This window comes from Mesorhizobium sp. AA23, from assembly GCF_001672435.1.
In the GTDB taxonomy this organism is placed as follows: Bacteria; Pseudomonadota; Alphaproteobacteria; order Rhizobiales; family Rhizobiaceae; genus Mesorhizobium.
The window spans coordinates 653,288-675,971 of sequence record NZ_LYTP01000012.1 but is presented as its reverse complement, the minus strand read 5'-3'; the positions used below and the strand labels follow the sequence as shown (position 1 = coordinate 675,971).

The window sequence follows — 22,684 nt, the reverse complement described above, 5'->3', positions numbered from 1 at the left end:
TGGGGGCGTCGCTCAGAGTTTCAACGTTCTCAGCCGCAGCGCGTTGCCGATCACCGAGACCGACGACAGGCTCATCGCCGCCGCTGCGATCATCGGCGACAGAAGCATACCGGTGAGCGGGTAGAGCACTCCGGCGGCGACCGGCACGCCGAGCACGTTGTAGAGGAAGGCGAAGAACAGGTTCTGGCGAATGTTGCGGATCGTCGCCTGGGCCAGTGTGCGGGCTCTGACGATGCCGTTGAGATCGCCCTTGACCAGCGTGATGCCGGCGCTTTCGACCGCGACGTCGGCGCCGGTGCCCATGGCGATGCCGACATCGGCTCCGGCAAGCGCCGGCGCATCGTTGACGCCGTCGCCGGCCATGGCGATGCCGGCGCCCCTGGCGCGCAGTTCGTCGACAAGTGCCGCCTTCTGATCCGGCAGCAGCCCGGCGCGGACCTCGTCGATGCCGAGCCTGCCGGCGATCGCTTTTGCCGTGCGCTCGTTGTCGCCGGTCGCCATGATGATCCTCAAGCCCTTGTCGTGCAGCGCCTTGATCGCCTCGGCCGTGGTTGCCTTGACCGGATCGGCGACGGCAACCAGGCCGGCAAGCTTGCCGCCGACGGCAACGAACATCGCCGTCTTGCCTTCGGCCTGCAGCGCTTCCGCGCTGGCGGAAACGGGCGCGGTGTCGACGCCGAGGTCGGCCATCATCGCCGCATTGCCGAGCGCAACCTTCCTGCCGGACACGGTGCCGGCAACGCCCTTGCCGGTTATCGCCTCGAAGTTCTCGGCACCTGCAAGCTTGGCGCCGCGTTCGGCGGCACCCTCGACGATCGCCTCGGCGAGCGGGTGTTCCGAGCCCTTTTCGAGCGTCGCGGCGAGCGCCAGCAATTCATTCTCCGCAATGCCTTCGGCGGCGACGACATCGGTCAGCCGCGGCCGGCCCTCGGTCAAGGTGCCGGTCTTGTCGACGATCAGTGTGTCGACGGAGGCGAAGCGCTCCAACGCCGCCGCTTCCTTGATCAGCACGCCGGCATGCGCGCCGCGGCCGGTCGCGGTCATGATCGACATCGGCGTGGCCAAGCCGAGCGCGCAGGGACAGGCGATGATCAGCACCGACACCGCCGACACGATGGCGAAGGCCAGGCTGGGCTCGGGGCCGAAGAGCGACCATACAATGAAGGCGATGATCGCCACCAGCACGACAGCCGGCACGAAGTAAAAGGAAACTCGATCTGCCAGCCCCTGGATCGGCGCGCGCGAGCGCTGCGCCTTGGCGACCATTTCGACGATGCGCGAAAGCGTGGTCTCGGCGCCGACCTTTTCGGCACGCATGATGAGGGAGCCGTTCTTGTTGAGCGTCCCGCCGGTGAGCGAATCGCCCTCCGACTTCTCGATCGGCAGCGGCTCGCCGGTGATCATCGATTCGTCGATGGCCGAGCGCCCCTCGTGCACGATGCCGTCGACCGGCACGGCGTCACCAGGGCGGATACGGAGCCTGTCCCCGGTCTTGACGCTGTCGAGCGGCACGTCCTTTTCGGTCCCGTCAGCGCCGATCAGGCGCGCCGTCTTCGGCGCGAGGTCGAGCAAGGCGCGAATGGCCGAGCCCGTGCGCTCGCGGGCTCTGAGTTCCAGCACCTGGCCGAGGAACACCAGCGCGACGATGACCGCGGCCGCCTCGAAATAAACCGGCACGCTGCCGTCATGGCCGCGAAATTGGTGCGGGAAGACATCCGGGAACAGCGTCGCGACAAGGCTGAAGAGATAGGCAGCGCCGACGCCGAGCGAAATCAGCGTCCACATATTGGGACTGCGGTTGAGCAGCGATTCCCAGCCACGATGGAAGAACGGAAACGCCGCCCACAGCACCACCGGACTCGCCAGCGCCAGTTCTGCCCATGTCTTCGTGCGGCCGTCGACGAAACTTTCGAAGCTGACGCCCAGCATCGGCGCCATTGCGATGATCAGAAGCGGCAGCGAAAGCACGGCGCTGACCCGGAAGCGGCGGGTGAAATCGACAAGCTCCGGATTCGGGCCTTCGTCGCCGGAGGGCACGCCCATCGGCTCCAGCGCCATGCCGCAGATCGGGCAGGAGCCGGGCCTGTCGCGGATGATCTCGGGATGCATCGGACAGGTGTATTGCGTGCCCTTAGGCATCGGCTGCGGCGCAGGCCGGCCGGCAAGGTACTTTGCCGGCTCGGCTTCGAACTCGTCCTTGCATCCGGCCGAACAGAAATAGAAACCCTGCCCCTCGTGTCGGACAAAATGCCTGGCGCTCGCGCGGTCGACATTCATGCCGCAGACGGGATCGGTGGCCGTCAGATATTTGTCCGGCTCGGCCTGGAACTTCGTGCGGCAGCGCTCGCTGCAGAAATGAAAGGTCCTGCCGCCATGCTCGGCCGCCGGCTTGCCGGCCGCCGGATCGACCGCCATGCCGCAGACGGGGTCGCGAATCACCGCTTCGGTCGCAGGCCGAGCATTCTTCCCCGAACAGCAGGATGCGCCGTGCGCATGATGATGGTTATGGTCGGAATGGGTCATCAGCAAATGCCTCGGAACTCTCGGATTGAGGCGGAGGTAGTCCTTCCAGTAACTGGAAGGTCAAGGGTCAATTTCGATTTTTTAGTCTATAAAGTTGATCGGCTGAGCGTCGAACGCACCTTCCGCGTGATGGAATTCGGCCTGTCGCACGCCCCATACACAGCGCGAAGAAAACGCGCTATAGACGCCGCCGAATGGCCAAGATCTCCCTCAAACTCGACGAAATCATCGATGGCGACGCTTTGCGCCGCGACATGACTGCGCTGACGGCGCCGAGCGCAGGCGACGGCTCCGGCAAGGCTGCCCGCACAGCGGTTCTCCAACTGCTCAAGGGCAAGCTCGCGGAAGGGCGAACGATCGCCGAGGCGATGCTGAAGCAGGATGGCGGCGGCCATGCCTGCGCCGAGCGGCTGTCGCATCTGATGGACGAGCTGATCCGGGCGCTTTACGACTTCGCGGCCACCCACGTCTACCAGGTCAAGAACCGCTCCGCCGCCGAGCGCATGGCGGTGGTCGCGGTCGGCGGCTACGGCCGCGGCACGCTGGCGCCGGGCTCCGACATCGACCTGTTGTTCCTGCTCCCTTACAAGCAGACGCCGTGGGGCGAGCAGATCGTCGAATACATGCTCTACATGCTGTGGGACATGGGGCTGAAGGTCGGCCACGCCACCCGCAACATCGAAGAGTGTCTGAGGCTCTCGCGCACCGACATCACCATCCGCACCTCGATCCTGGAAGCGCGCTTCCTGTGGGGCGAACGCAAGCTCTATGACGAACTGCTTACCCGCTTCGACCACGAAGTGGTGCGCACCACCGGACCCGAATATGTGCAGGCCAAGCTCGCCGAACGCGACGAGCGCCACGCCAAGGCGGGCGAGAGCCGCTATCTCGTCGAGCCCAATGTCAAGGACGGCAAGGGCGGTCTGCGCGATCTGCAGACGCTGTTCTGGATCGGCAAATACTTCTATCGCGTGCGTACCGGCCAGGAACTGGTCGAGAAAGGCGTCTTCACCGAAGCCGAGTATCGCGAATTCCAGAAGGCCGAGGACTTCCTGTGGGCGGTGCGCTGCCATATGCATTTCCTCACCGGCAAGGCGGAAGAGCGGCTGCATTTCGACATCCAGCGCGAGATCGCCGAGCGGCTGGGCTATACGACACATCCCGGGCTGTCGGCTGTCGAGCGCTTCATGAAGCACTACTTCCTGGTCGCCAAGGATGTCGGGGATCTCACCCGCATCTTCTGCGCCGCGCTCGAGGAAGAGCAGGCCAAGCATGTGCCCGGCTTCAACCGCATCTTCCTCACCTTCTCGCGGCGCAAGCGCAAGCTTGCCGGCACGTCCGATTTCATTGTCGACAACCACCGCATCAACATTGCCGACGACAGCGTGTTCGAACGCGATCCGGTCAACCTGCTCCGGCTGTTCTGGTTCGCCGACAAGCACGGGCTGGAGTTCCATCCCGACGCGCTGAAGCTGCTTACCCGGTCGCTCGGCCTGGCCAACAAGTCGCTCAGGCGCGACGAGGAGGCCAACCGGTTGTTCCTCGATATCCTGACCTCGGACCGCAATGCCGAGCTCAACCTCAGGCGCATGAACGAGGCGGGGCTGCTCGGCAAGCTGATCCCCGACTTCGGCAAGATCGTCGCCATGATGCAGTTCTCGATGTACCACCATTATACGGTGGACGAGCATCTCATCCGCTGCATTGGCGTGTTGGCCGAGATCGAGCGCGGCGACGGCGCCAAGGTGCATCCGCTGTCGCACTCGCTGATGCCGGGGTTGAAGAAAAGCCGCGAGGCGCTCTATGTCGCGGTGCTCCTGCACGACATCGCCAAGGGCCGGCCGGAGGACCATTCGGAGGCCGGCGCCAGGATCGCGCGGCGCATCTGTCCGCATATGGGGCTGTCGGCCGCCGACACCGAGACCGTCGCCTGGCTGGTCGAAAACCATCTCGTGATGTCGATGACGGCGCAGACGCGCGACCTCAACGACCGCAAGACGATCGAGGATTTTGCCTCGATCGTGCAATCGGTGGAGCGGCTGAAGCTGCTTCTGATCCTGACCGTCTGCGACATTCGGGGCGTCGGACCCGGCGTGTGGAACGGCTGGAAGGGACAATTGCTGCGCACGCTCTATTTCGAGACCGAGTTGCTCTTGACCGGGGGCTTCTCCGAAGTGTCGCGCGCCGAGCGCACCTCCGCCGCGCGCGAGCGGCTCGCCGAGGCGCTTTCCGCATGGCCGGCGAAGGAGCGCAAGCGCTATGTCGCCCAGCACTACGAAAACTATCTGCTGACCGTCGACCTGCCCGACCAGTTGCGCCACGCCGAATTCGTCCGCGAGGCGGATGTGGCCGGCAGGAAGCTCGCCACCATTGTGAAGACGCATGAGTTCGAAGCGGTAACCGAGATCACCGTGCTGGCGCCGGACCATCCGCGCCTGCTGTCGGTGATCGCCGGCGCCTGTGCCGCGGCCGGCGGCAACATCGTCGATGCGCAGATCTTCACCACCTCTGACGGGCGGGCGCTGGACACCATTTTGATCTCCAGAGAATTCGATCGCGACGAGGACGAGCGGCGGCGGGCCGAACGCGTCGGCAAGCTGATCGAGGACGTGCTGTCCGGCAAGAGCTGGCTGCCCGAGATGATCGAGAAGCGGGCCAAGCCGAAGCGCGGCGCCAAGGCCTTCCGCATTCCGCCGCGCGCCGAAATCCGCAACACGCTGTCGAACCGTTTTTCCGTGATCGAAATCGAGGGGCTGGACCGGCCCGGCCTGCTCTCAGAGGTCACCGGCGCGCTGTCGGACCTTTCGCTCGATATCGCCTCGGCCCACATTACCACTTTCGGCGAAAAGGTCATCGACACCTTCTATGTCACCGACCTTACCGGCCAGAAGATCGACAGCCCGACGCGCACGGCCACGATCCACAAGCGGCTGATCGACACACTCGAAGGCAACGCGCCCGAACGCAACGGCAAGGCCAAGGCGGCGGCCGCCGAGTGATCATCACCATCCATTTGACGCAATTCCGCAGGCACTCATCCTCCGCATGAGCCTTGTCAAAAAATTCGCCACCGTCGCCTCCGGCACGCTGATGAGCCGCGCGCTGGGTTTCGGCCGCGAGATGCTGATGGCGGCGGCCCTCGGCACCGGACCGGTCGCCGACGCCTTCAACGCCGCCTTCCAGTTTCCCAACACCTTCCGCCGGCTGTTCGCCGAAGGCGCCTTCAACGCCGCCTTCGTGCCGCTGTTCGCCAAGGAGATCGAAACGCACGGCACCGACGGCGCAAAGCGCTTCTCGGAGGAGGTGTTCGGCGTGCTGTTCTCGGCGCTTCTGGCACTCACCATCGCCATGGAACTGGCGATGCCGCTGATCGTCCGCTACCTGGTGGCGCCGGGCTTTGCCGACATTCCGGGCAAGTTCGAGACGACCGTCCGGCTGGCGACGATCATGTTCCCCTATCTGATCTGCATGTCGCTCGGCGCCATGATGGCCGGCATGCTGAACTCGCTGCGCCGCTATTTCGCCGCGGCCATCGCCCCCGCTTTCCTCAACATCATCCTGATCAGCGTGCTCGCCTATGCCTGGTATCATGGGCTCGACGCGCATGATGTCGGCTTCGGCCTGTCCTGGGGCGTGCTGGCGGCGGGCATCGTGCAGCTCGCCATCGTCTGGGTAGCGGTGCGCCATGCCGGCATCTCGATCGGCTTCCGCCGGCCCAAGATGACGCCTAACGTCAAGCGGCTCCTGATCCTGGCGCTGCCGGCCGCTATTACCGGTGGCATCACCCAAATCAACCAGCTGATCGGCACGGCGATTGCCTCCGGGCAGAACAGCGCCGTGTCATCGCTCGCCTATGCCGATCGCATCTACCAGCTGCCGCTCGGCGTCGTCGGCGTCGCGGTGGCGATCGTGCTGCTGCCGGAGCTGTCGCGGGCTTTGAAATCGGGCAATCTGATCGAGGCGGCCAATCTGCAGAACCGCTCGGTCGAGTTCACGCTGTTCATGACCTTGCCGGCGGCCGCGGCGCTTTGGGTGATGTCGGAGCCGATCGTGCGGCTGGTCTATGAGCGCGGCGCCTTCGCCGCCAACCATTCGACGCCGATCGTCGCCTCGATCCTGGCGATCTTCGGCCTCGGCCTGCCGGCCTTCGTGCTGATCAAGGCCTTCACGCCCGGCTATTTCGCGCGCGAGGACACGCGCACGCCGATGATCTTCGCCGCCATCTCCGTCGGCGTGAACGTCGCCACCGCGCTGAGCTTGTTTCCTTCGATGGGCGCGCCGGGCATCGCTGTCGCCTCGGCCGTCGCCGGCTGGGTCAACGCGGCTTTGCTGCTTGGCATGTTGATAAAGCGCGGCCACTGGGGTCGTGACATACCGCTCTTGAAGCGCATTCCCCGGCTGGTGCTGTCGGCTGTTGTGATGGCGGTCGCGCTCTATTTCGCCGAGCACTATTTCGCGGCAAGGCTCGGACCCGGCTCGCCGCTGGTGATCAAGGCGACGACGCTGCTCGCGCTTGTCGGCGGGGGTGCGGCGCTCTACTTCATCACCGCCTTCGGCACCGGCGGGGCCGATTTCGGCATGATCCGTCGGAATGTGAAGCGCGGCTCGGCGAAATCTGCGCCGCGGAAATCGAACACCGGCTTGGACGAATAACTCGAGCTGGCTTTCAGCAACACCGGTCTTGATCCCGCATTCGCCTTCGTCCATAAGCCCGCCGTCGCAAGACTTTCGCCGCGCGTGGTTTCCAGCCGCATGATTGGCTCCAAAAAGTCTGCAACTTTTTGGAATCATGCGTATACGGCCCTCCACAAGCCATGAGGAAATCATGTCCGCCTTCAAGCCCCTCGTCTTCTCGGGCGTCCAGCCGACCGGCAATTTGCATCTCGGCAACTATCTCGGCGCCATCAAGAAATTCGTCGCCCTCCAGGAACAGTCCGACTGCATCTATTGCGTCGTCGACTTGCATTCGCTGACGGCGCAGCTCGTGCACCAGGACCTTGGCGACCAGACGCGCTCGATCACCGCGGCCTTCCTGGCATCGGGCATCGACCCCAAGAAGCACATCGTCTTCAACCAGTCGCGAGTCATCCAGCACGCCGAGTTGGCCTGGATCTTCAACTGCGTGGCGCGCATCGGGTGGATGTACCGGATGACGCAGTTCAAGGACAAAGCCGGCAAGGATCGCGAGAACGCCTCGCTCGGCCTGCTCGCCTATCCAAGCCTGATGGCGGCCGACATCCTGCTCTACCGCGCCACCCACGTGCCGGTGGGCGAGGACCAGAAGCAGCATCTGGAATTGACCCGCGACATCGCGCAAAAATTCAACAACGACTTCTCGGAGAAGATCGCGGCGCTCGGCGTCGGCGTCGAGATGCAGGTCGGCGAAGAGACGGTCAATGGCTACTTCCCGATCACCGAACCGGTGATCGGCGGTCCTGCGGCGCGCATCATGAGCCTGCGCGACGGCTCGAAGAAGATGTCGAAGTCGGACCCGTCGGACCTGTCGCGCATCAACCTCACCGACGATGCCGACACAATCTCGAAGAAGATCCGCAAGGCCAAGACCGATCCGGAGGCCTTGCCGAGTGAAGTCGACGGGCTGGAAAGCCGGCCGGAAGCCGAAAACCTGGTCGGCATCTATGCCGGCCTCGCCGAAATTTCCAAAGCCGACGTGCTGAAGGAATATGGCGGCCAGCAGTTTTCCGTGTTCAAGCCGGCGCTGGCCGACCTTGCAGTCGAAAAGCTCGCGCCGATCGCCTCGGAGATGCGCCGCATCGAGGGCGACCGCGCCTATGTCGACGCCGTGCTCAAGGACGGCGGCGAGCGCGCCCGCGCGATCGCCGAAGGCACGATGAAGACGGTGCGCGACATCATCGGCCTGTTGCAGGACTGATCGGTCCTCGCTGGTTGACTGGGATCGCCATACCGGCCGGCGGCTTGCCGCCGGTCCGTGGCGGTGGCAGATTGCGGCCGAATTGATACCTAGCGGACAGACATGGTTTCCAAACGCCTCAGCCGTGAAGCCGGACATCGCCGCAAATTCCTGGCGATCATCGACGATACGCCGGAATGCGAGCGCGCGGTCGCCTACGCATCGACGCGCGCACAGAGCACCAGCGGCGTGCTGGTCCTGCTCTATGTGATCGAGCCGGACGATTTCCAGCATTGGCTGGGGGTTGAGAAGATCATGCGCGAGGAAGCCAACGCGACCGCGCGCGCGGCGCTCGACACCTATGCCAGCAAGGTGCGCCAGAAGGTCGGCATCGAGCCGGAACTGGTGGTGCGCGAAGGCAAGCCGACCGAGGAAATCCACAAGCTCATCGAGGAAGACCAGGACATCGCCATCCTGGTGCTGGCGGCCGGCGCCGGCAAGGAAGGTCCGGGGCCACTGGTGAGTGCGGTGGCCGGCCGGGGCGCCGCCTTCCCCATCCCGGTTACCGTGGTGCCGCAGAACCTCTCTGACGAGGAAATCGAGAGCCTGGCCTGAATTGGGAAGGCCCCTCCTGCCCGATTGGAACGTCGCCGATCCGCAGATACACATCGATGTTATCAACCAGCCCATAGCCCTTGGCCCGTGTCGGCGGCGCGCCATTTGGAATGGTCACGGAAACGGCCATTCCAAAGGAGCGCCGGTGGACGAATCAACCCGGAAAGCAGGGCGTAGCGGCACGTCAAAGCCGCGAAACGCTGGGACTGGATCACCGGTGCAGCCGCGCTCGCAGGCAGCGCGATCGCAGCAAAAAGCCCGGCAGACGCCTCATGCGCAGCAGGAGCGCAGGCACCGCGTGCTCGCCAAGGGGCACCCGGCCATGGTGGACAGCATCGCCGGCGCGATTACGGTCAAGAATCTCGATCTCTACTATGTCGTCGCTCCCGACGCCCAGATACCGCTGAAAGGCGAGCACGGCTTCGGGCTCTATTTCCACGACTGCCGTTTCCTCGGCGGCTATGAGATGACGCTGGGCGGTTTGCCGCCGATCGTGTTGGCCTCGACCGCGCAAAGAGGTTACGCCGCGCTTTTCGAACTGGCCAATCCCGACCTGCATTGCGATGGGGGGCGACTGATCCCCAAGGACGAGCTCGGCATCCGCTGGGAGCGCATTCTCGATGCGGAGCAAACATGCCTGCGAGAGGTTCTGACCATCCAGAATTTCGGCCACGAGCCGCATGGCTTTCCGCTGGCCCTGCACTTCGGCGCCGGCTTCGAGGACATTTTCAATGTGCGCGGACTGGTGCCGAAGAACCTCGGCAGGTGCGAGCGGCCCGCCTGGCGCGACGGCAGCCTCCACTTTGTCTATCACGGCGCCGACCACGTTCGCAGAACGGCAGCAATCGGTTTTTTGCCGGCACCCGATGCCATGCACAGAACGGCGGCCGAGTTCCGGTTCGATGTGGCCCCAGGAGAAAAGCGTACCATCGCGATCACCATAGAATTGAGGGAACTGTCGGAAGAGCCGGAGGCCGAGCAGTTGAGCCAGCACCCGGCGTTTGCTCTCGAGGCCTTTGCCGGGACGGTTCAGGCGGATACTGAAAAATGGCTGGAGCAACACACGAAGTTCGACAGCGACAGCCTGCTGCTCAACAGCATCATGGACCGTTCGCTGCGCGATCTCGCGGTGCTCAGGTCGGATCTTGGCAACAGGGAGTATTTCGCAGCCGGCGTGCCGTGGTACGTCGCGCTGTTTGGACGCGACAGCCTGATCGTCGCGCTCGAGATGCTCGCCTTCCAGCCGGAGATCGCCGCCCAGACGCTGCGCCTTCTAGCCGGCTATCAGGGACGTCGAACGGATCGATGGCGAGAGGAGCAGCCCGGCAAGATACTGCATGAGCTGCGCGTCGGCGAGCTCGCTCGCGCGGGCAATGTCCCACATGCCAGATTCTACTGCACGGTCGACGCGACCCCGCTCTTCCTGCTGCTTCTCGGCCGCTATGCCGCGTGGACAGGCGACGTGGGGCTCTTCCGCGAACTGCGGGAGCCGGTGGAAAAGGCCTTGGGCTGGATCGCCAAGGCCGGAGACGGGCATGGCGAAGGCTATGTCAAATACCGGACCATCTCGGAAAGCGGTCTCGTCAACCAGGGGTGGAAGGATTCGGCCGACGCGATCGTCAGGACCGACGGCAGCATCGCCAGGCCGCCGATCGCGCTGGTCGAGGTGCAGGGCTATGTGTTTGCGGTCAAGCATGCCATCGCCGATCTCTACGAACGCATTGGCGAGCGCAACAGCGCCAGGCAGCTTCGCGGCGAGGCCGAAAAGCTTCGGACACGGTTCAACCGCGACTTCTGGTGCGAGGACCTGGACACTTTCGCGCTGGCGCTCGAGGCGCGCGGCCGCCCGGTCGCGGTCGTTTCCTCCAACCCGGGCCATGCGCTGTGGACCGGCATCGCGGATCGGGGCAAGGGCCGCCGAACCGTGCGGCGGCTGATGCAGGACGACATGTTCAACGGCTGGGGCGTGCGCACGCTCTCGAACGCGGAGCGGCGCTATAATCCCGTCGGATATCATCTCGGCACCGTCTGGCCGCATGACAATGCGCTGCTGGCGGCCGGCTGCCGGCGGTATGGCGAGGATGGCGCGGCGCTGCGGATCTTCACCGCCATTGTCGAAGCGGCGATGCACTTCCGCCATCACCGGCTGCCGGAGGCGATGGCGGGCTTTCAGCGCAACGATTTCCAGGTGCCGGTGCACTATCCCGTGGCCTGCCACCCGCAGGCATGGGCAGCGGGCGCGGTGCCGTTCCTGGTGACCACCTGCCTCGGCCTGGAGCCCGACGCCTTCGCAAACAAGCTGCGGATCGTGCGGCCGCGACTGCCCGATTTCGTCAGCCGCATCGAGCTTCGCGGGCTGCGGGTCGGCGAGGCAAGCGCCGACCTCGAGTTCATGCGCAGGGCGGACGGCGCCGAGGTGAACATCCAGAAGACGAGTGGACAACTCAGCGTGGAAGTCGGAGGATAGGCTTGCCGTGGCGAAGCGCTTCGCCGGGGCAAAAACATTCCGCCAGCCAGCCGTTCGGGCGACGCGTTTCGCTTGAATGTCCAGCCGATAGAGCCTATTTAGAATTATTCCAAACTATCGGCCCAGAAGGGCCTGGAGATATCCATGTTCATCCAGACCGAATCGACGCCGAACCCGGCGACGCTGAAATTCCTGCCCGGCAAGGAAGTGCTGCGCGACGGCACCGCCGATTTCCGCGACGCCGAAGGCGCCGCACAGGCTTCGCCGCTGGCCGGCCGGCTGTTCGAGATCCCCGGCGTCACCGGCGTCTTCTTCGGCTACGACTTCATCACCGTGACCAAGGAGGGTCCGGACTGGCAGCACCTGAAGCCGGCGATCCTCGGCGCCATCATGGAGCATTTCATGTCCGGCGCGCCGGTCATGGCTTCGGCGGCCCCGCCCAACGACGCCGGCCAGGCCGGCGAGTTCTACGACAAGGCGGACGAGGAGCTGGTGCTCACCATCAAGGAGCTGCTCGACACCAGGGTACGCCCGGCGGTCGCGCAGGACGGTGGCGACATCACCTTCCGCGGCTTCGAGAACGGCACCGTGTTCCTGCACATGAAGGGTGCTTGCGCCGGTTGCCCGTCGTCGACGGCGACGCTGAAGCACGGCATCCAGAACCTGCTTCGCCATTTTGTTCCGGAAGTGCAGCAGGTCGAGCAGGTTGCCTGACAATTCTGCTCCGCCCGCCGCCTGTGGCGATTTTCTGGGCTTCTCGGCGGAGCGAATTTTCCCCAAGCCGAAAACAAAAAACCGGGCCCCAACAGCCCGGTTTTCTGTCTTTGGACGTCTTGTTGTTGCCTAGACGGTCCGCTCACGAAAGCTTTTGTCCGCGGCCATCATGATCACATCACAATGACCTTGGCGCCGACCGAAGTGCGGTCGTAGAGATCGATAATGTCCTGGTTCATCAGGCGGATGCAGCCCGACGACATCGCCTTGCCGATGGAGAACCACTCCGGGCTGCCATGCAGCCGATAGCCCATGTCGCCGCCCTTGTTGAACAGATACATGGCGCGCGCGCCGAGCGGGTTCTTCAGGCCCGGCTCCATGCCGCCCGCGAATTTGGCGAGTTCGGGCTGGCGCTTGATCATCGGCGCCGGCGGCGTCCAGGTCGGCCATTCGCGCTTCAGCGCGATATGGGCGGTGCCGTGCCACTCGAAGCCCTCGCGGCCGACGCCGATGCCGTAGCGCATGGCCATGCCGTCACCCTCGACGAAGTAGAGGAACTTGTTCTGGGTGTCGACGATGATGGTGCCGGGCTTCTCGGGAGTGTCGTAGCGCACTTCCTGCCGGCGGAAGCGGGCCGGAACCTTCTCGATCGGGATGCGCGGCAGCTGATAGCCGGCATCGGTCATCGCGCCATAGTTGTTGGTGAAGATTTGCCCGCCAATGGTGCTGCACCCGCTGATCGCGGTCGACAGCGCAAGGGCGGCGACGATTGCAAACGACTTCAAGCGCATGAATAGGTCCGACGCCCCGCCTTTTATCAGCGGCACGAGTCGGCCGCTTTCTCGCCATCATTCATGCTGGCATTTCTTTTGCTTGCCAAGCGTGCACTGCCTATATGCATGACCTTCCCTGCTGGTAAGTGCCGAACTGCGGCATTTCGGCAACAGGGGTCCCAGGATTGTGAAGTAAAATCAACGGGGCAGCCGGAAACGCTGCCGGAGACAGGAGAGCGCCATGAATGTCGGTGATGCCGCCGAGCGTTCCGGCCTGCCGGCCAAGACCATCCGCTACTATGAGGAGATCGGCCTGATCCTGCCGGCTCGGGCCGAAAACGGCTACCGCGACTACTCGCGCGACGACGTGCACCGGCTGGCCTTCTTGCGCCGCGCCCGCAACCTCGGCTTTTCAATCGATGATTGCAGGCAGCTGATGGCGCTTTATCAGGACCGCGACCGCGCCAGCCATGACGTGCGCGAAATCGCCAGCGCCCATGTCAGGGCGATCGAGGAAAAGGTGCGCGAACTGCAGTCGATGCGCGCGACGCTACAGAAGCTGATCCACGCCTGCCACGGCGACGACCGGCCGGACTGCCCGATTTTGGATGACATGGCGGGGGCGGCGTGAAGTCGCCGACCGGAGCTAGACAAGTATCCGATCTCTATCTTAGCTCTTGAGCCAGAAACAAATCCTCGGCAGGAGTGCTCCACCCGTGAAGGGATACTGGCTCATCGTCGGCACCGAGATTTCGGATCAGGAAGCGCAAGCCGAATACGCCAGGCTTTGGAAGCCCATCGGCGAGAAGTATCAGGCACGCAGCAATCCTTCGAAAGTGCCGCCCCTGCTGGTGGAGGCGCGCGATGCCGGTCGGGTGATCGTCGTCCAATTCCCGTCATTGGAAGCTGCCAAGGCCTGCTATGACGACCCGGCTTACGAGGAAGCGAAGCGGTTTGCGCTGCAGGCGTCGAACCGCGTGCTGCTCATCTTCGAAGGGGATCTGGGGGAGGCTGGATGAGGCGCTCTACAATGAAGCGTCAATCATCGGCATTACTTGGGCGATCACCGATTGGCCTGTAACGCTGATTGCGTTCGGCTTAGGATTTTTTTGGGGTTCATACTGCGGATGCAGCAGGGTAGCAACACTCTCAAGTGTTGCGGTGGTCTGTGAAATATATAACCGCCCGCGCCTTTCGCCCTCGTTAGGTGGGCGACGGAGTTGCCCGGGTCCGTTTTATCTGGGCCGAAATAGCGCCATTTGATTTCGCCTGTGACGCCATATTTGGTCTTTATCCTGCGCACTTCGTCTGCAATGCCATGCCATTGGGCCTCATGCATGATAATACCGGCTGTGACAAAATAGGGCCTATTGCCCACGCGGCAGGGTTTGGGCGGGCTACCACTCTCGTCAATAAAGCAAAGGTGCATTCTGCAATGTCAGGCAAACCCGCTGAAAAGAGTCAAGTTGAGAAGTTCCGCGAACTGGCGCGGGAGATTGAAACCGTCGATTCCGAAGAGCCGTTGAACGCGGCGATTAAGAAAGTGGCAAAGTCCCCGCCGCCGCCTAAGCACGACGAGAAAGCGGGAAAGAAGCCTCGCTAGCCCCTTGGTCGTCATCATAAGACTTCCACCAAGTGCCGCGCAGGATGCTGGCGATATCCCGATCCTGTGTGGGGTGACGCATCCGGTGAGGATCGAGCAACGGTTCGGTTTCTATGAGCCGCCATCGTGAGCGTTCGATATACTCTCTCGATCTGGCGATTAGAATGCTGTCCTGATTGGAATAAAGCGCGCGATGGGGATTGTTGGGAGACATAGCGTGGCTCCGGTCTTATGCAGACGGGAGCGCTAGATCGCTGTCTCTCAGCCGCCGATGTCCGTTGGGTCGTTACCGGCGATAGTGGTCAACATACCGGAACCCAATTCGGTTCCCGAATTAATTGTGCGTCTGGGTCTGTCAAATATACAATCGCCCTTTAATATCGTGTTCAAACCGTGAACAAAATCTGGCATGGTGCCTGCCATGCCTATCGTTTCCGCGATTCCCCTCAACCCGCTGATCGACGGCCGCCAGTCGGAGCGCGCCATGCTGGTGCGGCGCGGCGTGCAGCGTCTGCTGACCCAAATGGGCGCGCATGTGCTGCCAGAGCTATCCCTGGCCACCGGCCGGCGGGCCGATCTTGTCGCGCTGACCCGGCAGGGCGACATCTGGATCATCGAGATCAAATCCTCGATCGAGGATTTTCGCGTCGATCGCAAATGGCCGGACTACCGGCTGCATGCCGACCGCTTCTTCTTCGCCACCCATCCCGGCGTGCCCGCGGAAATCTTTCCGGAGGAATGCGGCTTCATCCTCTCCGACGGCTATGGCGCGGAGATCTTGCGCGAGGCGCCGGAGCACCGCATCGCGGCCGCGACGCGCAAGGCATTGATGCTCAGGATCGCCCGCGCCGGCGCGGCGCGGCTCTTGGCGGCGGAGCTTGCCGGCGTGGCGGTGCCGGCGCTGGATGGCGAGAGTGAATAGCACCCATGTCCTCGCCCCCCGCGAAGGCGGGGAGAGGAACGGGGCGTTGCGGTCTGGCCTACTCCACATCCTCTTCCGCCCCACCCGTCGCTGGCGCCATCAGCAGCACCGCCGCGCCGACCAGCGCGGCGATCAGCGAGCCGGCGAGTATGCCGACCTTTACCGCGTCCTGAAGGGCCGCGTCATTGGCGAAGGCGAGCAGGCCGATGAACAGGCTCATGGTGAAGCCGATGCCACACAGAAGCGAAATGCCGATCATATGCAGCCAGCCAGCATTGGCCGGCAGGTCGGCGAGGCCGAGCCGGATGGCGAGAACCGAGGCGCCGAAGACGCCGACCAGCTTGCCGACGACGAGGCCGGCGGCGACGCCGAGCGTCAGAGGCTCGACCAGCGCGGCAACGCTCAGGCCGCCGAGCGAGACGCCGGCATTGGCGAAGCCGAAGATCGGGATGACGATGAAGGGCACGAGCTTGTGCAGGCCATGTTCCAGCCGGTGCAGCGGCGAGTGTTCGACGTCGTGACCGATGGCGGGCGAACGCTCGAGCGGGATGGTGAGCGCCAGCGCCACGCCGGCAAGCGTCGCATGCACGCCCGACTTCAGCACCAGCACCCAAAGCGCCGCGCCGAGTACGAGATAGGGCAAGAGGTTCATCACCCGCATGCGGTTGAGTACGATCAATACGGCAATGACCGCGAAGGCGGCGCCGAGATAGGCGAGCGACAGGCCGCTGGTGTAGAACAGCGCGATGATGATGACGGCGCCGAGATCGTCGATGATGGCCAAAGCGGTAAGAAACACTTTAAGCGAGGCCGGCACGCGGCTGCCGAGCAGCGACAGCACGCCGAGCGCGAAGGCGATGTCGGTGGCGGTGGGGATCGCCCAGCCGGAAAGCGCCGCCTGGTTGTCGCGGTTGATCAAGACATAGACCAGCGCCGGAAACACCATGCCGCCGGCCGCGGCGATGCCCGGCAGCACGCGGCGCGGCCAGGTTGAGAGCTGGCCGTCCAGCATCTCGCGCTTGATCTCCAGCCCGACCAGCAGGAAGAACACCGCCATAAGCCCGTCATTCACCCAGTGCGAGACGCTGAGCGGACCGAGATAGGCGTGGAGGGCGGCGAAATAGGTTTCGGCGAGCGGCGAGTTTGCGACGATGAGCGCAAGGGCGGCGGCCGCCATCAGGATGATGCCGCCGGCCGCCTCGCCGTCGAGGAATTCGCGAAGCATCGATTTCGGCCGCTCGTCGCGCATGCCCCCTCCGTCACATGGCCCGCCGGCCGGTGTCCTTCGCGATGATGCTCAAACGCGCACGACGGGGCAAGCAATGGACCGGTCGGCCACCGTCGCCCTCCTTGCAAGCGCCGGCGCCGCCCCTCACCTGTCTGCCGGCATCCTCTCCCCGTATGACGGGGAGAGGGGCGCTCTCATCGCGGTTTTCGCCAATCGCCAGCGTTGCTAGGCGGCAGCCAGCGCTGCCTTCGACACTCGCCATCGGCAGCACCGTACGCGCGTTTAAGCAGGTTACCGCGGCGCCCGCTTTGCCAGAATCCGCTGCAGGGTGCGCCGGTGCATGTTGAGCCGGCGCGCGGTCTCGGAGACGTTGCGGTCGCACATTTCATAGACGCGCTGGATATGTTCCCAGCGCACGCGGTCGGCCGACATTGGGTTTTCCGGGGGTGCTGCCCGCTCGCCCGCGGTGCGGGTCAGCGCGGCGAAGACGTCGTCGGCATCGGCGGGCTTCGACAGGTAGTCGACAGCGCCGAGCTTCACCGCCGTCACCGCGGTGGCGATGTTGCCGTAGCCGGTCAGGATGATGGTGCGGGAATCGTCGCGCTTCTCGCGGATGGCGGCGACCACGTCGAGGCCGTTGCCGTCGCCGAGCCGCATGTCGACCACCGCATAGGCCGGCGGGCGGGCGCGCGCCTTGGCGACGGCCTCTTCCACGCTTTCCGCCGTCTCGACCGCGAAGCCCCTGGTTTCCATGGCGCGGGCAAGCCGGGTGAGAAATGGCTTGTCGTCGTCGACGATCAGCAGCGAGGTGTCCTCGCCTTCTACCATTGCGCCGGTGGGTTCTTCTGCGCTCATTTGCGTCAGCATCCTACTGCCTTACTTTTACGCAGATACAATTCTGCAACAGCAATGTCCAATTTTTACCGCCGGCAACAAAGCTGCCATGCGGCAAATGCATAGGCTCACGCATTGTCGAATGCGGTGCCCGGGGCATGCTCAGGATTGAGGAAGACGCCGCGGGGCCAGGTGATCTGCACCACCGCCCCTTCGCCGAGCCCGCTCGAATTGCGAAAATCGATCGTCGCGCCCGAGCGCTCCAGCAACGTCTTGGCGATGAACAGCCCGAGCCCGAGGCCGCCGCCGGCCTCTGTTCCCTGGCGCGTCGACATATAGGGCTCGCCGATGCGGTCGATGATTTCCGGCGGGAAACCCGGCCCGTCGTCGATGATCGAGAAGGAGACCTCCTCACCGTCCCAGTTCCAGCTGACGGTGACCGTGTTCTTGGCGAAGTCGACGGCGTTCTCGACCAGATTGCCGAGCCCGTAGATGACGCCCGGGCTGCGCTGCCCAACCGGCTCCGGGCCGATGCGCTCGCCGGGGCGCAGCCGGATCGAGATGCCGAAATCGCGGTGCGGCGCCGTCACTTCCTCGACCAGCGAGGTCAGCGGCAGACGCGAAAGATGCGCCTCGCCTTCCGAAGACAGGCTGGTCAGCCGCTTCAGGATCTCGCGGCAACGCTCGCTCTGCGAGCGCAGCAGCTTCACGTCCTCGCTGAATTTCGGATCTTTGCCCAGCGCCTTTTCCATTTCCTTGGCGACGACGGTGATGGTGGCCAAAGGCGTGCCGAGCTCATGCGCGGCGGCCGCCGCGAGGCCGTCGAGCGCCGAAAGATGCTGCTCGCGCTGCAGCACCAGCTCGGTGGCGGCGAGCGCGTTGGCGAGCAGGCGTGCCTCGGCCGCGACGCGGAAGGCGTAAATCGCGGTGAAGGCGATCGAGGCGAACACCGCCATCCACATGCCGGCGACATAGATGAAGGGCATCGACAGCGGCGCGCCCTCGTACCAGGGCAGCGGCAGATGGAAGAACACAAGCAGCGTGGCCGCCGCGATGACCAGCGCGCCGAGCACCGCCGTGAGGCGCAGCGGCAGCGACGCGGCGGAAATGACGACGGGCACCGAGAGCAGGACCGAAAACGGGTTGGTCAGGCCGCCGGTCATATAGAGCAGGCCGGCGAGCTGCAGGCTGTCGATGGTGAGGATGACGAAGGCCGAGAGCGGGGTCAGCCGATGCGCCGCGGGATAGCGGAAGGTGAGCCAGAGGTTCATCCAGGCCGAGCAGGCGATGAGCGCGAAGCACAGCGAGACCGGAAGCGGGAATTTCAGCCCGTAGCCGACGACGAGCACCGCGATGCTCTGGCCGACAATGGCCAGCCAGCGCAGGCGGATCAGCGTGTTGAGCCGCAGCCGCTGGCTCTGCTGGGAATCGGGCGCGCGCAGAATATTGATCATCGACTTACGATTATAGCCGCAGGAGGGTGAGCGCTAGTAGCGCTGTGACGGCGACTTGACCGGTCAGCGGCCGTTGTTTCGGTTCACCATCATGAGCGCTTGATGATTGGCCGAGGCCCCTCGCGATTTCGTCATCCACGGGCGGAGCGACGCGAAGCGGAGCGCAGACCCGAGGATGACGAAGTGATGGGCGTTTGCGCCAATCGCCAACGCACGTTGCCCACTAACGCGAATGGCCCGCCGAAAGCGGCACGAACCTATGTCCCGCGCGGCTTGGCGCGGCTGGTGGCGGCCGCCAGCAGCGGGTTTTCCGGCCAGACATGCTTAGGATAGCGACCGCGCATATCGGTGCGCACATCCGCCCACGAGCCGCGCCAGAAGCCGGGCAGATCGCGCGTCGTCTGGATCGGGCGATGCGCCGGCGACAACAGCTCCAGAGTCAGCGGCACCGTACCGCCCGCGACCGAAGGATGGCGATCGAGGCCGAACAGCTCCTGCACGCGGATCGCCAGCACCGGCCATTCGCCATCATAGCGGATCGGCACATGGCTGCCCGAGGGCGCGTCGAAATGGGTCGGCGCCAGCGCGTCGACTTTGCGCTGCAGATCGTGTGGGACCAGGGACATCAGGCCTGCCGCAAGCGCCGCCGGCCTGATCGCCGCGAAGGAGGCCTCGCCGGCAAGGAAAGGCAGCAACCAGTCGTCGAGACGGCCGAGAAGCGCCTGGTCCGAGACGTCGGGCCAGGGAGAACCGAGGCCGCGATAGAGCCAGCCGAGCCGCTGGCGCAGCGTTTCCGCCTCCTTGCCCCAGTCGAGCAGCGACAGGCCGTGCTCGCGCAGGGCGTCCAGCATGGCCCGATCGGCCTCGGCACCGGAAGGTGCGGGCAGCATGCGCTCGGAAAGGGTGATGGCGCCAAGGCGAGCGGTCTCGCGCACGCGCACGGCGCGGCGCTCGCGGTCGAAACTCGTCTCGCGCTTCGTCTCGATGCGGTCGGCAAGCGCGGTGCGGATAAGGGCCTCGTCGACGGGCGCGGCGGCGGTGATACGGGCATTCTGCGCCTTGCCCTGCAGATCGGCGACGACCAGCCAGCTCTCGCCGGCAAGCGGATCGGCAGCATCGACCATCGCGCCGGAACCGTTGGCGAGCACGAAGCGGCCGCGCTCGCCGCGGGCTCTGGCGACACGATCCGGCCAGGCATGGATCAGCAAGGCGCCGGGCGCGCCTGGCGAGTCTGCCCTTGCCCCGCCTGCCTGCTTGGCCAGGCGTGCGGCAAGTTGCCGGGCGGCACCGGCGCGCGGCGATTTTTCTGCGCGGAAGCGGATCAGCCGCCGTTCCAAATCTGTGCTGTCGCCGCCAAGCCCGCGCTCCGTCAAAAGCACGGCAAGGATCGCCGCTTCCTGCGCCTGCCCGATCTCAGCCGCTTCGGCCACCATGTGCGCGAGCCGCACGGGCAGAGCGAGCTTGCGCATCGCCGCGCCCGCCTCCGTCAAGCGGCCGGCGTCATCGATTGCATGCAGCGCTTTGAGCAACACCCTCGCTTCGTTAAGCGCCGGCGCCGGCGGCGGGTCGAGGAAGGACAGGCTCGACGGATCGGCGATGCCGAAAGCGGCGCAGTCGAGCAACATGCCGGAAAGGTCAGCCTCGAGGATTTCCGGCGGTGTGAAGGCGGGCAGCGCCGCCGTCTGCTCGGCACGCCACAATCGGATGGCGACGCCCGGCTGCGTTCGTCCGGCGCGGCCGGCCCGCTGATCGGCGGAAGCCTTGCTGACGCGCACCGTTTCCAGCCGGGTCAGGCCGCTTGCCGGCTCGTAGCGCGGCAGGCGCGACAGGCCGCAATCGATGACGACGCGCACGCCGTCGATGGTGATCGAGGTCTCGGCGATCGAGGTCGCCAGCACCACTTTACGGCGGCCAGGCGACGCCGGTTTGATCGCGGCATCCTGCGCCCTGTTGTCCAACTGGCCATAGAGCGGAACGATGTCGGTATCGGCACCGAGGCGATCTTCTAGCCGCTCTGCGGTGTGCTCGATCTCGCGCTGTCCGGGCAGGAAAGCGAGCACGCTGCCCTGCTCGGCGGCTAAAGCCGAGCGAACCGCCTTGGCCATCGCGTCCTCGACCGCCATGCCGGCCGGCCGCTCGTCATAGCGGATGTCGACCGGGAAGGCGCGGCCCTCGCTTTCGACCACCGGCGCCCCGGCCAGTAGTTTTGCGACGCGCGCGCCGTCGAGCGTCGCCGACATCACCAGCAGGCGCAGATCCGGCCGCAACGCGCCCTGAACATCGAGCGCCAGCGCGAGGCCGAAATCGCCGTCGAGCGAACGCTCGTGGAATTCATCGAAGATTACCGCCGCAACGCCGGGCAGTTCGGGATCGTCGAGGATCATGCGCGACAGCACGCCTTCGGTGACGACGAGGATCTTTGTCCGCGGCGAAGTGCGGTTCTCCATGCGCATCGCATAGCCGACTGTACCGCCCGGCTCCTCACCGACAAGCTCGGCCATGCGGCGGGCGGCGGCGCGGGCCGCCAGCCGGCGCGGCTCCAGCAGCACGATCCTGCTTTCGCCGAGCCAGGGCGCGTCGAGCAGCGCCAGCGGCACCAGCGTCGTCTTGCCGGCGCCGGGCGGCGCCACCAGCACGGCGCTGTTGCGCCCGGCGAGCGCCTCGCCGAGCACCGGCAGCACGGCGGATACCGGGAGTTCCGGCAAAATTCCTCTGTTCATGGCGTCCGCATATCAGCGGCCACGGTGAGCGCGCAACCTGTCCCGGAATTGCCTAAAGCCTGGTGCGCGTGAACGGGTTCCAGCGCACGGTGCCCAGCCGTACCTCCTCGCGAACCATGGTCAGCAGGCCCGAGGCGCCGAGCACCGCAAGGCCGGCCAGCGTCAGCAGGTCGGGATCTTCCCGGAAGAACAACGAGCCCAGCACCACCGCCCAGACGATCTGTGAATAATGCGTCGGCGCGATCCGGTTGGCGGGCGCGTATTTGGCCGCGAGAAGCTGCAACAGCTGACCGCCGGCGGTGAAGGCGCCGGCCATGACCAGCCAGATCAGCTGATTGCCATCCGGCAAGGTGAACGACGTTGCCGCCACACCGAGGCCATTGAAGAGCAGGCCATAGCCGACAAGCACGCCGAGCATCGTCGTGCGCTTCTCCTGCTGCGCCAGCGACCGCATCAGGATGACGCTGGTGGCGGCAAGAAAGGCGATGGCAAAGGCCGCGAGGTGGCCGAGATGAAGTTCGCGGAAACCCGGCCTGACAACCAGCATGACGCCGGCAAAGCCGGCGACCACGGCGAGCCATCGCCACGGCCCAACCTTCTCCTTCAGGATGAGAGTGGAGAGGATGGTGACGAACAACGGCGCCAGGAAAATCAACGCGTAGACTTCCGCCAGCGGAATGGTGGTGAAGGCATAGACGCTGAGCACGCCCGATGCGATGCCTGCCCAGGCGCGGGCCTGCACGGCCCAGGGCCGGCTGGTGCGCCAGAAGTCGCGCCAGCGCTCATCGGCAGGCCTTGTGAAGAACAGGAAACAGCCGGCAAACAAGGTTACGAAGAAGCCGATCTCGAAGACGGTGAACTGCCCGCCCAGGCTCTTGATGACGGCATCGCTCCACGAATAGCTTGCATAGGCGATGAGGGCGAGCAGGATTCCGTTCGGCACGTTCCAATTCCGGGAG

17 protein-coding genes are annotated in these 22,684 nt (G+C 64.9%); 10 read left to right on the top strand and 7 right to left on the bottom strand.

The features are described 5' to 3' along the window. Positions 1-12 precede the first annotated feature (12 nt). Complete coding sequence (locus tag A9K66_RS13860; protein ID WP_067324308.1) at positions 13-2,523, bottom strand: heavy metal translocating P-type ATPase; 2,511 nt, start codon at positions 2,521-2,523, stop codon at positions 13-15. Between the two features lie 194 nt (positions 2,524-2,717). On the opposite strand from A9K66_RS13860, the gene A9K66_RS13855 reads away from it, so the two are divergent. From A9K66_RS13855 to A9K66_RS13830, 6 genes are all read left to right on the top strand, one after another. Continuing rightward, positions 2,718-5,522: a [protein-PII] uridylyltransferase gene (locus A9K66_RS13855; RefSeq protein WP_067324306.1), complete on the top strand. Its 2,805-nt coding sequence runs from the start codon at positions 2,718-2,720 to the stop codon at positions 5,520-5,522. 46 nt (positions 5,523-5,568) lie between these two features. Further along, complete coding sequence (murJ, locus tag A9K66_RS13850) at positions 5,569-7,176, top strand: murein biosynthesis integral membrane protein MurJ (protein WP_067324304.1); 1,608 nt, start codon at positions 5,569-5,571, stop codon at positions 7,174-7,176. A 172-nt stretch (positions 7,177-7,348) separates the two neighbouring features. Continuing rightward, on the top strand, positions 7,349-8,416 hold the full coding sequence (gene trpS, locus A9K66_RS13845) for a tryptophan--tRNA ligase (RefSeq protein ID WP_067003531.1): 1,068 nt from the start codon (positions 7,349-7,351) through the stop codon (positions 8,414-8,416). Between the two features lie 102 nt (positions 8,417-8,518). Then, entirely contained in the window at positions 8,519-9,010 is a 492-nt protein-coding gene (locus A9K66_RS13840) for a universal stress protein (RefSeq protein WP_067003529.1), read from the top strand. 322 nt (positions 9,011-9,332) lie between these two features. Continuing rightward, on the top strand, positions 9,333-11,477 hold the full coding sequence (locus A9K66_RS13835) for a glycogen debranching N-terminal domain-containing protein (RefSeq protein WP_067324730.1): 2,145 nt from the start codon (positions 9,333-9,335) through the stop codon (positions 11,475-11,477). Between the two features lie 144 nt (positions 11,478-11,621). After that, the gene (locus A9K66_RS13830; RefSeq protein WP_067324302.1) at positions 11,622-12,191 is read left to right on the top strand and encodes a NifU family protein; all 570 of its coding nucleotides are present in this window, start codon (positions 11,622-11,624) and stop codon (positions 12,189-12,191) included. A gap of 173 nt (positions 12,192-12,364) precedes the next feature. On the opposite strand, the gene A9K66_RS13825 is transcribed toward A9K66_RS13830, so the two are convergent. Continuing rightward, complete coding sequence (locus tag A9K66_RS13825) at positions 12,365-12,982, bottom strand: L,D-transpeptidase (protein WP_067003525.1); 618 nt, start codon at positions 12,980-12,982, stop codon at positions 12,365-12,367. A 223-nt stretch (positions 12,983-13,205) separates the two neighbouring features. On the opposite strand from A9K66_RS13825, the gene cueR reads away from it, so the two are divergent. From cueR to A9K66_RS13805, 4 genes are all read left to right on the top strand, one after another. Continuing rightward, positions 13,206-13,595, top strand: coding sequence for a Cu(I)-responsive transcriptional regulator (gene cueR, locus A9K66_RS13820; RefSeq protein WP_067003523.1), 390 nt, complete (start codon positions 13,206-13,208; stop codon positions 13,593-13,595). Positions 13,596-13,680: 85 nt separating this feature from the next. Next, positions 13,681-13,983, top strand: a complete 303-nt coding sequence (locus A9K66_RS13815; RefSeq protein WP_067324300.1) for a DUF1330 domain-containing protein — start codon at positions 13,681-13,683, stop codon at positions 13,981-13,983. A gap of 188 nt (positions 13,984-14,171) precedes the next feature. Next, complete coding sequence (locus A9K66_RS31140; RefSeq protein WP_245307505.1) at positions 14,172-14,567, top strand: hypothetical protein; 396 nt, start codon at positions 14,172-14,174, stop codon at positions 14,565-14,567. A gap of 421 nt (positions 14,568-14,988) precedes the next feature. Further along, positions 14,989-15,489, top strand: coding sequence for an MmcB family DNA repair protein (locus A9K66_RS13805; protein WP_164746772.1), 501 nt, complete (start codon positions 14,989-14,991; stop codon positions 15,487-15,489). Positions 15,490-15,547: 58 nt separating this feature from the next. Here the strand turns inward: A9K66_RS13805 and nhaA are convergent, their stop codons facing one another. The 5 genes from nhaA to A9K66_RS13775 form a co-directional block, all read right to left on the bottom strand. Next, complete coding sequence (nhaA, locus tag A9K66_RS13800) at positions 15,548-16,738, bottom strand: Na+/H+ antiporter NhaA (RefSeq protein WP_067324294.1); 1,191 nt, start codon at positions 16,736-16,738, stop codon at positions 15,548-15,550. 270 nt (positions 16,739-17,008) lie between these two features. Next, the gene (locus tag A9K66_RS13790) at positions 17,009-17,572 is read right to left on the bottom strand and encodes an ActR/PrrA/RegA family redox response regulator transcription factor (protein WP_040974834.1); all 564 of its coding nucleotides are present in this window, start codon (positions 17,570-17,572) and stop codon (positions 17,009-17,011) included. 107 nt (positions 17,573-17,679) lie between these two features. Further along, positions 17,680-19,005, bottom strand: a complete 1,326-nt coding sequence (locus tag A9K66_RS13785) for an ActS/PrrB/RegB family redox-sensitive histidine kinase (protein WP_067324290.1) — start codon at positions 19,003-19,005, stop codon at positions 17,680-17,682. A gap of 257 nt (positions 19,006-19,262) precedes the next feature. Continuing rightward, positions 19,263-21,725, bottom strand: a complete 2,463-nt coding sequence (gene hrpB, locus A9K66_RS13780) for an ATP-dependent helicase HrpB (protein ID WP_067324288.1) — start codon at positions 21,723-21,725, stop codon at positions 19,263-19,265. Between the two features lie 52 nt (positions 21,726-21,777). Beyond that, on the bottom strand, positions 21,778-22,668 hold the full coding sequence (locus A9K66_RS13775; RefSeq protein WP_067324287.1) for a DMT family transporter: 891 nt from the start codon (positions 22,666-22,668) through the stop codon (positions 21,778-21,780). Positions 22,669-22,684: the final 16 nt, after the last annotated feature.